Here is a 14,440-nt window from a genome sequence, read left to right as displayed (position 1 = left end):
CTTCAAGCTGGGCAAGTGCCGCCGCAATCAGTGTCCGAATTGCCCGCTCGTGCACGATCACCAGCTTGTTCTTGTACAGCCATTGACGCGCCCGCACGAGTAGCTGATCGCGGTCGGCGCAGCGCGCCACTTCGTCGCGCAGTTCACGTACCAGTGAGCGGCGCTGGTGCTCGCTCATCCACTGGAATCCAAGGACCGTGCAGGCTACTTGTTGGTGATCGAATAGCGTGCGCCCGCGTTCATACATGGCTCTCAGCGAGGCGACTTCTGGTGCTGCAATGCCAAGCTCGTTGCCAAGGTGGCGCCACAAGGCTACTGGAATTACCCGAAAGGCACCGAGCAAACGCCCACTCATGCGCAGGAAACCAATATGGAGCGCCAGACCAAGCTTGTGGGAATCACCTCGGCGTGCATTGATTGCGTCGCGCTCGGCACCATCGAAGGTGAAAAATGCCTTCATCTCGAAGTCGCTGATATCGCGGGGGAGCCCACGCATCCCCAAAAACGTTGTGTGCCAACCCTGCATCGTGAACCTCAAAAGTGGGAGGCCACCATACCCGTTTACAAAGCGAACAGGAAAGTCAATGAAATCAACGGTCTACCCAGACCACCCCCGCGCCAGTGCTAGCTTTGCGTACCGTCACTTATTGCACTGAAAACGAGGAGACCCCTTCCTGGACGAAATCGGCGAGTTGCCCAAACCTGTTCAGGTCAAATTGTTGCGCGCCCTACAGGAGGGCGAGATTGTCCGCGTCGGTGATAGCGCGCCCAGAAAAGTTGATGTGCGAATCATTGCCGCCACCAACCGCAGCCTGACCAAGGAGGTCGCAGTAGGGAATTTCCGCGAGGATCTGTTTTTCCGGCTTGCTGTAGCCATCCTTAAGTTGCCCCCCATAAGGGAGCGTTCTGGCGACCTATCCTTGCTGATCGACAGGCTGATGAGCAGGATCAATTCGGAAGCCGCCAAAGACGGCAAGCCATTTAATAAGAAAATTTCTGCTTCCGCAAAAAATATTATGCTTGAGCATGTTTGGCCGGGTAATGTACGCGAGCTGCAGAACACCCTTTACCGGGCTACCGTGAGCAGCGACGAGGAAGCCATCAGCGCTGCGACCATGAAGGATTCCATTCTGGACCTGGGGCCTGCCGAGGGACAGCACGACACCATCCTCGACCGCCCCATTGAGGAAGGCGTTGACCTGCAAGGACTCATCGCGGAGGTGGCAAGGCATTACCTCAGCAGAGCCCTGTCTGCCGCACACGGCAACAAGGCGCAGGCGACACGTATACTTGGCCTTCCCAATTATCAGACTTTAACGAACTGGATGAAACGCTACGGGATTTCAAATTAGCTGGCACATATCATGCTGACAAGTTCATGCTTGAATTCTTTTCCTACCGCCACAGAGATTTTTCAAATTGACCGACCGGACCAAAGAAACTGACGCTCGTATCCTGATCGATGATCAGTTGCGTGCGGCCGGTTGGAATCCGGCGGACAAGTCGCAGGTGTTGACTGAAGTCAAAGTGACTGGCTCAGCATATGAAGTAGCTGAGTCGGGCTCACAAGCCACCATCCTCTCCACGGCAAGTTATGAAGCCGGACTTTTGGGTCGGGCCGACTACGTGCTACTCGACCAACGCGGCCGGCCATTAGCGGTGGTCGAAGCCAAGAAGCAGGCTATCCATCCCTACGTCGCCAAGCAGCAGGCCTTGCCCTATGCGAAGCAGATCGGTGCGCCCTTTATCTTTCTCACCAACGGCGAGCTCATCTATTTCTGGGACTACCAGAATGACGACGCCCGCATCGTCAACTCCTTCTTCTCGCGCCGTGATCTTGAACGGCTGGTTCACATGCGCGCCGAGCGCCTGCCGCTGGCCACTATTCCGATTCCTGACACCTACTTGCGACAAGGTGAGACTCGTACGCTGCGTCCTTACCAGAAGGAAGCGATGCAGGCCCTGGATCGCACGGTCGAACTGGGCAAGCGCCGGTTCCTCATCGAGCTGCCCACGGGCTGCGGCAAGACGGATCTGATCGTGCTCTACATCAAGCGCCTGATTCAGGCGGGCCATGCCGAGCGCATTCTGTTCCTTGTCGACCGTGACCAACTTGCCAAGCAGGCCATTGAAGCCATTCAAGATTTATTGCCCGGGTATTCGAGCTACTGGCTCAAGCCCGGGATGGTACGGCAGGAAAAACAGATTACCGTTTGCCTTTTGCAGACCATGATTGGCCGCTACCAGGAATTCACCAGTGGCTACTTTGATGGCGTCGTGATGGACGAATGTCATCGATCCATCTACGGTACGTGGCAGACTGCTCTGTCCTATTTTGATGCCCTGCACATTGGTCTGACCGCTACGCCGGCAATTTACATCGAGCGCAACACGTTTCAGTTCTATCACTGCAAGGACGATGCGCCCGATTACTCGTATCCCATCCAAGAAGCATTCAAGGAGGGGTTTCTCGCCCCCTACAAGTTCGCTACCGGAATCACCGCATTGGTGTCAGAAGGAGCGAACGTAGACGACGAGCACTATGACCCGTCCGAGTTCGAACGCAAGTGGACCAACGAGGCCAGCAACCGTCTGATGATGGAGGAGTTCGATCGTCTCGCCTGGTCAAGCTTCAAGGGACTGGCTCCCGGGCAGAAAACCGGCCCCGGCAAGGCAGTGGTGTTTGCGATTACCAAGCACCACGCTGCGCGTCTGGCGCAATACCTCAATGACCTGCACCCCGAGCACAAGGGGGGTTACGCCGAAGTCATTACTTCTGATGTTGCCAATGCTGACGACATGATCCGCCGATTCAAGCAGGAAGCTTTGCCACAGGTTGCAGTGAGCGTCGGCATGCTCGACACTGGCTTTGATTGCCGTGAGATTCTGCATTTGGTGATGTGCCGCCGTGTGCGCAGCCCTATCCTTTACCAGCAAATGCGTGGCCGTGGCACCCGTACCGCACCGCATATCGGCAAAGAGAAGTTTGTCATTTACGACTTTTTTCGCAATCACGAGTATTTCAACGATTCGGACAGCGATGTCTTCTCTGGAAGCGGTGGGGGAGGTTACGCGACGAAACCACCGCAAGGTGGCCCCAAGACACCTCGTGAGCTAATTGAACTCGGTCTGGAAGACGAATGGCTCGACGCCGTTCACTACATCGAAGTAGGCCCTGACGGTGAGAGAGTCGACAAACGCGACTACGTGATGGAGTGGGAGCAGACTATTCAGCAGGAGGCCGATAGCGACCCGGTCATCGCCAAGGTGAGATCTGGCGAGCCGTTGACTGAGCAGGAAGAAACCGCTCTCGCCCAACACCTTAACCAGCCACAGCGCTATTTCAACGAAGACAACTTGCGCCGTGCCTACCGTAACCCGGGCGGCAATTTGGTGGACTTTATTCGCCATGCCCTAGGCATACTCAAGATCAAGAGCCGTGAAGAACGCGTGGATGAGAACTTCCGTGCATGGCTGGTTGCCAAGAACCTTGCGCCCGAACAGGCGCAATACCTCGCATTGCTCAAGAACCGTGGTCTCGTCAAAGGCAAAGTCTCGCTAGACGACTTGTTTGCCCCGCCCTTGTCCATCCTGAACGCTGCCAACATCGGCATCGAGTTGTTCGGTGAGCAGGGGCTAAAGACCATGCTGGATGAAATCAACCAGTCCGTGCTGGTTGCCTGAATAATTAGGACAACACGTTGAACCAACAACTACGACGCAAGCTCGATCACATCACCAACATCCTCTGGGCGGGTGGTGTCACCAATCCGGTCACTTACATCGAGCAGATTTCCTACCTCATCTTCCTTAAGTTGCTAGATGAGGAGGAAAGCGACCGTGAACTACGCATTCGATTGAATGACGGCAAAGCCAGCACCCACGGCAACGCCAAGCTGCTGTTCCCGGCTCAATCGGAGCGCTACCGCTGGAGCCACTGGCGCTTCAAGAGCGGCACCGACCTGCGGGATTTCATCAGGGATGAAGTCTTCCCCTACATGTCTTCCCTCGCCAAGGACGAGCCTGAGGTGGCCGAGTACTTCCGTGATGCGGTGCTCGAAATCGTCGACCCCAACGTGCTGAAGCAAGTCATCGACGAACTGGACGGCTTCGAATTCCGCAAGCTCGGCCCGGATGTAAAGGGTGACATCTTCGAATACCTGCTGGTGCATCTAGGCTCCAGCTCGCTCAACGGCCAGTTCCGTACGCCGCGCCAGATTCGCGCCTTCATGGTCGAGATGGTAGACCCGGATATCGGGGATTCCCTATTCGACCCGGCTATGGGCACGGCCGGCTTTCTGATCGACGCGGTCGACTACCTGCTGTCCAAGTATTCCGACCACGTCAGCGAATACCCCATCTACGGGGAGGACTGGTTGGAGAAAAAGGGCAAGTCCCTGGCTGAGTTGAAGGCAGAGATTCCTCGCCTGCAAACCTACCGTAAGGGTGCAGGCGAGAAGATTCCGGACTGGAGCCTGCTGGAAGCGTCGGTATTCGGTACCGACGTGTCGCGCCAGATGGTGCGCATCAGCATGATGAACCTCGTGCTGCATGGCGTCCGCCACGCCAAGCTCAAGCGCGCGAATTCGCTGTCGGACATGGGCGGCCTCACCGAAGACGATCTGCGCCGCCGCTACAAGGTTATTCTGGCCAACCCGCCGTTTGCCGGCCAGTTGCCCAAGGACTCCATCCGTGCAGATTTGCCCACCAATAGCAAGAAGAGCGAACTGCTATTCCTCTCGCTGATGATGCAGCATCTGGCTCCCGGTGGCCGCTGCGCAGTGGTGGTACCCGAGGGTGTGCTGTTCGGTTCCACTGGCGCACACGTGGAGCTGCGCAAGAGCCTGGTGCACGACTTCGATCTGCTCGCTGTCGTCAGCCTGCCTGCGGGCGCGTTCAAGCCTTACGCGGGCGTTAAGACTGCCGTTCTGGTCTTCCGCAAACCGGCTTCCGAATCCGCGAAGCGGCTGGACAAAGTCTGGTTCTACGAGGTTCGCAACGACGGCTACGACCCGGACAAGATTTCCGGAGGTGGCCGCGTGGAAACGCCGGAGAAGAACGATATTCCCGATCTGCTGACACGATGGAAAGCATACAAGGCCAGCGGTTTCACCACGCCTCCTGGGCTGGAGGCCAACACATTGTTGGCCCACGGCAGCGAAGAACCGACCTGCTGGTGGGCGACCCGCGAACGGCTGGCCGAGGCCGACTACAATCTGGGCGCCGGCCAGTGGAAGCCGCGTGTGGCGGAGAAGGCCAGCGACGAAGATCCGCGTGAGTTGGTTACCGAGGTGCTGGGGGACTACCGTAAGGTGGTGGCGGGGTTGGAAAAACTGCTGGCGGAGTTGGAAATATGAATTGGCTAACCGCCCCTTTAGGGGACGTCTGCCTGCCAACTCTGCAAGCCGACCCAGCACGCAGCGGAGCGTCGACCTTTCGTTATGTCGATATTGCTGGAGTAGACCGTGACTCCAAAATAATTTCGCGTGCGGAGGCGTTGCCGTGTGCCGAAGCGCCCAGCCGAGCCAGAAAGATCATTCAAACATCGGATGTACTTGTCTCGACCGTCAGGCCAAATCTGAATGCAGTGGCTCTCGTTTCTGATGACCTCGATGGAGAAGTCGCCTCGACTGGGTTCTCTGTTTTGCGAGCGAACCCCGTCCTGTTGAATCCCAAGTACCTTTTCTATTGGGTTCAGAGTCGTGAGTTCATTGAGTACCTCGTCTCGAATGCCACAGGGGCTAGTTACCCGGCCGTCACCGATGGTGTGGTCAGGCGTGCTCCGTTGCCGTTGGCTTCCCCCAAGGAGCAATCTCGAATCATCGACCTACTCGACGAAGCCTACCGTCTGCGTCTCCTGCGCCGCGAGGCTGAGGTCAAGGCCGGCCGCATCCTGCCCGTACTGTTCCTCAAGATGTTCGGCGATCCGGCAACGAATCCGAAGGGGTGGCCCACAGAAAGGCTTGATGTTCTGTTTGATGTGTTCGGCGGGGGGACGCCCTCCAAGGCTGTTCCGGATTACTGGCAAGGGGATATTCCTTGGGTCTCCCCAAAGGACATGAAGTCAGACGTCATTGAGGACACTGAAGATCACATCACGAATGCAGCTATTGCGAACAGCGCAACCAAGCTCGTTGAGCCTGGCAGCATTTTGATCGTTTACCGATCCGGTATTCTGGCTCACACCTTTCCGGTCGCTATCGCCGGCCGTTCGCTGACCCTTAACCAAGACTTGAAGGCATTGAACAGTCGACGTGAAGTGTCAAATGAGTTTCTTTATGGCTGGCTGGTGACCGGGCAAAGCCTGGCATTGAGTTGTGTGAAGAAAGGTGCGACTGTTCACAACATCGATGGCCCGCGCTTTTTGTCGCTGCAGGTTCCCAGACCCCCGCACGCTTTGCAGAACGGATTTGCCGCAAACCTGAAGGGCCTGTTAGGTTTTAAGGGGGATCGCGAGCGTGCATCGGCGCAAATCGATACGTTGTTCTCGCTACTTCTACGGAAAGCATTTTCCGGCCAACTCACAGCCAAATGGCGTGAGGCGCACATGAAGGAATTGCTAGCCGAGATGGCGCAGCAGGCCCGCACTCTCAATCTGCCGTTGCCTAGAGAATTGGAGGCCCAGCCATGAGTCGTAGCCTGACTGCCCTGCGCGTGGGTAATTTCAAAGCCTTTGCCGACACCCAGACGATCCCGCTCAAGCCCATCACGCTGATCTTCGGTCCCAACAGCGCGGGCAAGTCCAGCTTCATCCACAGCTTGGCGCTGGCCCACGAAGCGCAATTCGGCCGTGAGAAGCGCAGCCTGACTCGGCTCGATGTGCACCACACCGACGTCGGCGGTAGCGCGATCGACCTGGGCGGCTTCAGGCAGTATGTACACCGAGGCCAGGTGCGAAAACGCGTTGAGTGGGGAGCGGAATTGTCAGTAGCAGCACTAGCGGAGGGCAAGGATAAGCGTCTTGCACAATTACTGGCACCTGTAAGCAGGGTGGCACTGAACATCTCCTTAGGGATCGAGTTGGACGATTTGGACCGGCCCAAATCAGGTGCTGGACCACGTGTCGAATCCATTGAAATAACTGGCGATGACGTCGAGTTGATGCGAATGAGCAGACGGCGCACAGATAGCCAGGGAAGCACGCTGCGGCTTGACCGAATCGCCAGCGATCATCAGGTGTTTCGCCAGGTGCTCAAGGCGATCGTCGAGTCGGCGACAACGTCAGAGGAGATGAGGCCTGAGGATTTCGATGGGGCAAATGAAGCCATCGCCGATTTGCTGCCGCAACTGCTGATTCGCGTCGAGCAGTTTTTTCCATCCGGTGTGGAGTTGCCGAATATTGAAGGGGTAGACCTATCTCCCGTTAACGCATTGTTTCCTATAAGCAGAGGGAACCGAAAGGAAGATATTGCCCAGGCAGTGCGTTTTTATCTTCCACGCACGCTGAATGATCTGGTCAAAGGCATTTCTGAAGCGCTGTCGGAAGAGATGAAACAGTTGCAGTATCTCGGTCCGCTGCGTTCTTTCCCTCCGCGCCATCTGGCCTTTTCCGAGCACGAAGATGCTAACTGGTATGCGGGTGGAGGTTACGCGTGGGATGTGGTCCGGCGTGATGAGTCCGTGCGAGAAGCGGTTAATGCCTGGCTGGGGTCTGCAAAACTAAAGACCCCTTATAGACTGGTCGTACAGCCTATGGCTGCCCTTTCAGACCTATCAGGTCCGATTGAGGAAGCCTTATGGAAAATCAAACGCGCGAGCGTGAACCTGCCTATCAATTTGATGCTTGACACCATGATTGAGCCATTGGAGGAAACACGAGAGGAGGCATATCGTGCGTACGAAGAGGCTGAGAGAAGTTATGCTGCACTACAGATGCAGTATGAACGTCTTCTTGCAGATGACAGCGTAATAGAGCGCACGAATTTAAAAATTGATGTAGCCAGAGCGAGGGCGCTTGACGACATCAAATTGCAGCTTGTTATGTTGTCGGAAAGAAGAGATGACCAGATAAAACGCGGATTGCATGATCTGGTTAGAGTGACTGATGAGGACATCAAGAGCGCAAGAGATCGAATAAAGACATTTGAAGCGGCGAGGACGAAGCGTCAGGCAGGCGAAGTCGACGATCGAACGCGGCAGAAAGCGTTGAAGCAACTCCTTCATGCAATAAACAAAGCAAAAAATGACTTGGAGAAGGCGAAGCAGCAGGTCGCTTTACGTGAGGAGCAAATAGAAAAATTTCGGCGCGTTGAGCTGTTGGCTAAGCAAGAAAATGATCTTGCGGGCCATTTAGATGTCGAAAGCTCCCCATCTAATCTGGGGATATGGGAAGACTCTAATCTCCCAGTAGAGCTCTTCATGAATGAGATTTCGCAGGCTGACATCGAACGAGTGACAGAGCTTAAGCTCGTAGATATCTTGAAAAATACTTCTGTTACCCACCGTGATGTTGGTATCGGGATATCGCAGGTGCTGCCGGTTCTGGTTACAGCCTACGCATCCAAGAACAGGCTCATCGCCATGGAGCAACCCGAGATCCATTTACATCCTGCGCTTCAGGCTGAGCTTGGGGATGTATTTATTGAGGCCGCATTCGGCGATCGCAAGAATACTTTTATTCTTGAAACACACAGCGAGCATTTGATCCTTCGTCTAATGCGCCGGATTCGAGAGGGAAAGGTAAAGCCGGAAGATATTGGTGTCGTATACGTTGAGCCCTCATCAAGTGGAAGCAAGTTCACTGAATTGCAGCTTGATGAAGATGGAGACTTCATCGATGAATGGCCTGGGGGATTCTTTGAAGAATCTTTTCGTGAGAAATTCTCGGGACGCTGAGGATGTTGGTTCCTTTTGTTATCGATGCCGACAGCCTTGCGCCCGACCCTGCCTGGCTGCCAGCACATGTGCGCACCTGCCACGAGGGCCTTATTGATACGTGGCAGCGTATCGGCTTGCTTGAATACGACTCTCATGATTTCGAAACCTCTCGGCTTAAGAGCGCGATAGATAAGTTGCCGCAAAAAATCAGGCCGCTTTGGATGGAGATGGTGGAGCGGCTCCCTCTGCGCGCGTGCAGAAATGGTTGGAATGGAAGCGTGATTGCCAGCAGCGTCGGTGCCCTAAGCAATCACGCTAGCGTGGCGTTGGTTGATGACGCGCGGGCAGAAGTCGAGTTTGGTATGTCTGAATATGACCTGACTATCCGTGCCGCCAACGCTCCGGATGTTGAGGTGTGCCGTCTGCAATCGGCTTCTCAGGCTGCGTCTTTCAAAAAAGCAATCGCCAAGTCAGGTGCTTATATCGAGGTTGGCGACAAGTTCAGTGACATTTGGACACTCCGCTTTCAGTTGCTGGCTGGCATTCCAATCAAACGCGTATCAATCGTTGATCGATACGCGATGTCTCGGCACGTCACCTGTCCTCAAACGCAACTTTCCGGGTTGGAACGTTTCCTGCGCTTATTGGATGCGGATGCATGTGGCCCCCGTCATGTAACCCTCTACTCTGGGTGGACAGAGGAACTCAAGGGGCGTTTATTGCCCGACGTTGAGGAGGAAATTCGCCAATTGCTAGGCAAACTGCCGCGAAAAAAAGTGGGACGAATCAAAGTCGTGATGTTACCCAATTCGACGTTTTCTGGTGTGTCGCATGATCGGTTTGTACGGTTCGAAAATTACGTTTGGGAAATCGGGATAGGTCTGCAGGTGTTTGAAGGGGCGTTCGCTTCTGAGCGATCAACGGCGACTTTTAAGACAGGTGAAGTAGTGACGGGTTTTAAGCGGGTTGAAGATGAGCTCCGGGCGCACGCAGCGGCAAAAGAGGCGGTGATAACAACTTAACCAGAGGCTAGTGAGGAGAAAAATGCCGCTATACAAAGTACAAAACGGCAGGTTGGAGGCTGTTCAGGCCACCTCGTTCACGGAAGAGCGCGTGTTTGAGCGCAGGGATCTGCAGCAACTTCTAAAGGCTGACATTTCTCCGCTGGGAGATGACCTGATGGTCATCGCGGAGGAGTACGGCAATTGGGAGGACAGCAAGCGCCGTATCGATCTGCTCTGCTTGGACAAGCAGGCGCGGCTTGTTGTTGTTGAACTCAAGAGAACAGAGGATGGTGGCCACATGGAGCTGCAAGCGATTCGCTATGCCGCCATGGTGTCCAGCATGACACTGGACCAGGCCATTTCCACCTATGCCAAATATCTGGGTGGAGACGATGCCGAAGCTAGAGCAACCAAGGACATTCTTGAGTTCCTAGAGGAGGACTCTGTTGACGATGTCGAGCTCACGAAGGACGTTCGCATCATCCTTGTCTCCGCCGATTTTTCCTCCGAGCTGACCACGGCGGTCATCTGGTTGAACAAGCATGATCTGGACATTACCTGTGTGCGTTTGAAGCCATACAAGTTGGGTGAAACACTGCTGATCGACACCGTTCAAATTATTCCCTTGCCCGAGGCAGCGGATTATGAGGTCAAGATCCGAGGCAAGGAGCAGGAGGCGAAGAAGGTTCAGACCGCACGACAGGAAATCTTCCGCAGGTTTTGGGCCCAGCTGATCGATCGCTCCAAGCCGAAGACATCGCTTCTCGCCAACCGAAGCACCACAACCGATCACTGGCTATCGGCGGGAATCGGGCGATATGGGTTCTCCCTGAACCTGACCCTTACTGAGAACCGTGCACGGGTAGAGATCTATATTCGCAATGACAAGGAACCTGATGAGTGGAATCTGAAAGCATTGGAGCAGCTCAAGAGCCAGAAGGACTCAATTGAGCAGGCTTTCGGTGCGCCTTTGTCATGGGAGGAACTGCCGGGCCGGAAGGGGTGCAGGATCAATTATGACCAGGATGGTGGTTGGCGCACCCCCGAGGGCGAATGGACCGAGCTTCAAGACCGGATGATCGACGGCATGATCCGATTCGAGAAGGTTCTCAGGAATCCCATTCACCAACTCAAGATATGAGTCATTTGGCCAAGTTCAACAAAAAAATAAGAGCAGTGGAATGACCGCCCAAAATAGCGAAGCACTTCGACTATGGCTCTGGCTTACCCAGTCTGAGAAAGCTGTAAATAAAGCGATCCGAGAAAGTGACGCTCCCTTTCTGGGCTTGCTCGGTGAAGCCCTTACAAGGGAAATGCGTGATGCCATCGACCGAGCCATCGCAGCCAATCCGACGCCCTCCGGCTACGTCGCACGTCTCGAGTCTCATCCGGCTTTGTTCGCAGTCTATCTGGCCTGGCACGTCATGCATGGTATGGGACAGGGCGGGAAATTCTCCCTCTATCCACACGTCCGCAAAGCCTTGGGCATGTGCGATGAGCTTGGCCATGGGGAGCGGGAACCACTTTGGAGGGCGTTCCGCCGCTCCCTGCTCAATTTAGGGCTTGAGCCCTCTCCGCGTACATCCGGGCCGCATTTCATGGCGGACGAGTATGTGAGGCAAGCTGGTGTGCCGCTTCCTTTTGTGGATGACCTGGCTGAGCGGATGCTGGTCTTTGCCAAAAGGGTGGGCTTGCCCGATGACGACGATCCGGAAGGTATAGCGACCTGGCAGGCGGCGCTTGATGTGCGCTTGGGGCCGCCTTTCAGTCAGACTGCCCGTGACGCCTTGAAGCTTGATCGTCTTGGCTACTACACCCGTACGTTTCTGCGTGTGTATGCCAATGGTGGCCAAAATGTTGAAGCAGGCAATGCGCTTGAAAAGGCGATGGCGCAGGCCTTTGACAGGTCTGGCACCACCGCGATAAGGCGAGCCGTTCTTCCCCGCGTTGTGTTCCTGGATGGGTGCCTCGGCGTGTTCTTCCCCGGTGGCGAGGAACAGGAATGGTCGGTGAAGGTGGATGGCGCCACCCGGATGTATCGCACTGAGGCAGAGGACCGCTTCATCCCCCTGGGCAAGGTTCTGCCAGGCAAGGTTGAGGCGCACTGCGTGTCTACAGGGCAGAAGATGCAGGCAAGCCTGTGGGAAGACGAGAAGAGCAATCGCATGCTGCTTTTCGCGGACACGGGGCGACTTGCTGCCCGCGGTCAATTGGGTCAAGGAGAACCGTTGATCCTCCCGCCCGGCGCGTACAGCGTCCTGTCCAGGTTTGCGCCGGCAGATCATGAGGTGGAGGAACTCTCAGAAGACCCGCGACTGTTCTTGTTCCGGCTCCAGCTTGGCCCCGGGGAAGTCGGTGCAATCCGCAATGGCCCTGCTTGCCTGGAGATACAGGCTGAGGCGACGCCTCTAATTACCTGGAAGGGCGACGTCCAGGCCAGCAAGGAAGGCGTGGAGTTTCTGTTCGGAACAGTCGGCATGGAGGTGCAGTTGCCGGCCGATTGGATCGGGCACGGCGAGTATGAGTTGACGCTCAATCCCGGTGAAAGTGGCCAATCGCAGGTCGTGCCGCTTGATTTGGGTGAGGAGGGTCGATGCACGGTCAGCGTATCCGATCTGGCAGCGCTTTCAGGTTGGAAGCCTGGATTGATGCGAGTGGTCTCTGAACTACGGCGAACCGGGGAAGCGCGGATTCTGATGCGTGCCGCCAGTCTGTTCTGGCTGGGCCTGCAAGAGATCAATCGCGGCCTGCGCTTCCGCTGTTCGGAATGGCCAGAGAACCTCAAGCTCGAAGTTGGCGAAAACCTTGAGCGCAAGGGAGATGACCTGGCTGTGAAGGATGCGTCCGCACGAGGCGTCCGCTTGGTGTTCGGGCTGAGCCAGGCCCGCCTGCAAAGCCTTACCTGGAATGTGCCCGGGGTATTCGTGGAAGTGGAGAGCATTGCGGAGGGCGGCATAAGTAGCCGTTCCAGGCGCGCATTGGGAAGCACCGAAACGGTTTCTCTCATATCGGACAAGCAAATCGTGGTGATTGCCAGCGACCCAGGCTATCTGCGCTTGGGCGATTGGTCGCAGCGCGTGGATTTCTCGCGCCAACCAGCCAAACTGCTCCCCGCTTCGTTTCTTGCAAGTCGCCTGACACCGCAATCAAGCATTCTGATCTACGAAAACGAGTTGACCGGAACATCATTGGATCTGCTCAGGTTGACCCAGCCTCATGAGGCGAGCGGATTTTCTGCACAGTATCGAGGCGGGCAGTTTGTGATGCGTCTGCATGTGTCCGAGCCTTTGGACGCCACCGCAGTGCGCGCCGTGTCGCTGACATCCGATGACGACGACATGTTCACCCTGCAGGCCAACGCTGATGAACTGATCAATACCCGCTTTGGACAGGCCCGCCTGATGGTGGTGGATGGTAGCGAGGGCGGCTATGTGGCCTATGTGTACCTCAATCTGGACTATTGGCCCGCTGGCGCGTGGTTGTTCAATATCGACGCTCAAATCAAGGGGATTTGGGGGCATGTGCAGAATAGCCGGCAGGATGCATTCGCTGCAGGCCTCTTGTGGGGTGAGGCCGGGCAACCGCTTCTACCCAGAGAGTGGCTGGCGCAGGTCACTGAACTCGATGACAAGTCGAAATGTGCGCTGCTGAAACGAATTCACGCCGCATTGCAGGGTTGCTACGCGCAGGAAGCCTGGCTAGAAATTTCCTGGTTGGGGGACGCCTGGAGAGCGTTCACTCAAAAGTGGAGCGGACGTGAGGGCGAGGCGCTACCTACCTTGGCCGATATGGTCGCCATGCGTCCACCGGAAGATGCCTCGCCAAGTTGGCTGCCCCAGGTCGCGGTCTCGGCTGAGCTTCCTGGGCTCTTCGCGCAGCCCGCCGATGCCTACAGGGTCGTAAACGAAAATCCCCATCCCCTGATCCGCGCGATGCGGGCCGTGGCAAGTGTCTCCGCTGAGTACCCCTTCGTGTTTGGAGACTTGCTGCATACGAGTGCGGCTGCCGGGTTCAGGAATTTTCCGGCGATTGCCCGGGGCGCCAAGCCGGAGGGCTTCAGATGCGATGCCTACACTGCGGCCCTGATCAACACGGACGCACCCGAAAGCCACTACCGCCTGAGTGATGACGCATTCATGCCTGGCCCGGGCGATTATCTGGGCCCGATTCACTACAGGCATGCGCTGCGTGCATTGGAAGACGCCTACGACCGCTCGCTGGCGGGGAACGATATTCATCGCGGCCAAGCCTTGGGTTTGTGCCAGGAATTCCACCGTCGCCATCCGGCCCTCGACGTGAGGGGGACTCCGGGGCATTTCTGCGCGTGCGCGCCGCATCTGACACCGTGGCCATATCCCAGCGATGATGGAGTAAGCGCGGATGATGCGCAGCGTTTCGAGAATCTGGCGACCATGGCGCATCTGATCGCATGGATGGCCTACGTCTGCAGGATGGAGGTCCGGGAGCCTGGTGTCCTAGATGACTTCCTCGCGTCGTTCCGGGATGAGTCAGCGACGAAAGCCTCGATGGCGTATCTGCTGCAGTTGGGTGAGGGGCTGTTCGGGTTTTATCTCCTGTTGTGGGAGTTGGCGCTGAAAGCAGAATTGGATTAAGGAACG

At 56.2% G+C, this 14,440-nt stretch carries 9 protein-coding genes; 8 read left to right on the top strand and 1 reads right to left on the bottom strand.

What is annotated here, in order from left to right; all coding sequences use genetic code 11:
- On the bottom strand, nucleotides 1–526 hold a 526-nt coding region (locus BGO62_RS06075; protein ID WP_296640234.1), incomplete at its 3' end, for a DUF4158 domain-containing protein.
- Nucleotides 527–674: 148 nt separating this feature from the next.
- Here BGO62_RS06075 and BGO62_RS06070 point away from each other — a divergent pair.
- The 8 genes from BGO62_RS06070 to BGO62_RS06035 all read left to right on the top strand — a co-directional run bounded on the left by BGO62_RS06070 (nucleotide 675) and on the right by BGO62_RS06035 (nucleotide 14,434).
- On the top strand, nucleotides 675–1,352 hold the full coding sequence (locus tag BGO62_RS06070; protein WP_296640240.1) for a sigma 54-interacting transcriptional regulator: 678 nt from the start codon (nucleotides 675–677) through the stop codon (nucleotides 1,350–1,352).
- A gap of 67 nt (nucleotides 1,353–1,419) precedes the next feature.
- Nucleotides 1,420–3,684, top strand: coding sequence for a type I restriction endonuclease subunit R (locus BGO62_RS06065; protein ID WP_296640233.1), 2,265 nt, complete (start codon nucleotides 1,420–1,422; stop codon nucleotides 3,682–3,684).
- Between the two features lie 17 nt (nucleotides 3,685–3,701).
- Nucleotides 3,702–5,357 (top strand): class I SAM-dependent DNA methyltransferase, encoded by a 1,656-nt coding sequence (locus tag BGO62_RS06060; protein WP_296640231.1) that lies wholly within the window; start codon nucleotides 3,702–3,704, stop codon nucleotides 5,355–5,357.
- Nucleotides 5,354–6,631 carry a restriction endonuclease subunit S gene (locus BGO62_RS06055; RefSeq protein ID WP_296640229.1) on the top strand — a complete coding sequence of 426 codons (1,278 nt, stop codon included), beginning with the start codon at nucleotides 5,354–5,356 and terminating at the stop codon, nucleotides 6,629–6,631. The genes BGO62_RS06060 and BGO62_RS06055 overlap by 4 nt, the downstream gene beginning before the upstream one ends.
- Nucleotides 6,628–8,835 carry an AAA family ATPase gene (locus BGO62_RS06050; protein WP_296640228.1) on the top strand — a complete coding sequence of 736 codons (2,208 nt, stop codon included), beginning with the start codon at nucleotides 6,628–6,630 and terminating at the stop codon, nucleotides 8,833–8,835. The genes BGO62_RS06055 and BGO62_RS06050 overlap by 4 nt, the downstream gene beginning before the upstream one ends.
- Nucleotides 8,836–8,837: 2 nt before the next feature.
- Nucleotides 8,838–9,839: a hypothetical protein gene (locus tag BGO62_RS06045; protein ID WP_296640227.1), complete on the top strand. Its 1,002-nt coding sequence runs from the start codon at nucleotides 8,838–8,840 to the stop codon at nucleotides 9,837–9,839.
- A gap of 22 nt (nucleotides 9,840–9,861) precedes the next feature.
- A complete protein-coding gene (locus tag BGO62_RS06040; protein WP_296640225.1) occupies nucleotides 9,862–10,962 on the top strand; it encodes a DUF4268 domain-containing protein in 1,101 nt (366 codons plus the stop codon).
- 172 nt (nucleotides 10,963–11,134) lie between these two features.
- The gene (locus BGO62_RS06035) at nucleotides 11,135–14,434 is read left to right on the top strand and encodes a hypothetical protein (RefSeq protein ID WP_296640223.1); all 3,300 of its coding nucleotides are present in this window, start codon (nucleotides 11,135–11,137) and stop codon (nucleotides 14,432–14,434) included.
- Nucleotides 14,435–14,440 lie beyond the last annotated feature (6 nt).

Origin of the sequence: Thiobacillus sp. 65-1402 (assembly GCF_001897685.1) — a bacterium.
Lineage (GTDB): Bacteria > Pseudomonadota > Gammaproteobacteria > Burkholderiales > Thiobacillaceae > Thiobacillus.
The sequence above is the reverse complement of the archived record's forward strand: the minus strand, read 5'-3'. Positions and strand labels throughout refer to the sequence as shown.

Excerpts from the sequence above, each read along its gene's own strand:
- BGO62_RS06055 (WP_296640229.1), top strand. The coding sequence starts at position 5,354 with ATGAATTGGCTAACCGCCCCTTTAGGGGACGTCTGCCTGCCAACTCTG.
- BGO62_RS06050 (WP_296640228.1), top strand. The coding sequence starts at position 6,628 with ATGAGTCGTAGCCTGACTGCCCTGCGCGTGGGTAATTTCAAAGCCTTT.
- BGO62_RS06045 (WP_296640227.1), top strand. The coding sequence starts at position 8,838 with ATGTTGGTTCCTTTTGTTATCGATGCCGACAGCCTTGCGCCCGACCCT.
- BGO62_RS06040 (WP_296640225.1), top strand. The coding sequence starts at position 9,862 with ATGCCGCTATACAAAGTACAAAACGGCAGGTTGGAGGCTGTTCAGGCC.
- BGO62_RS06035 (WP_296640223.1), top strand. The coding sequence starts at position 11,135 with ATGCGTGATGCCATCGACCGAGCCATCGCAGCCAATCCGACGCCCTCC.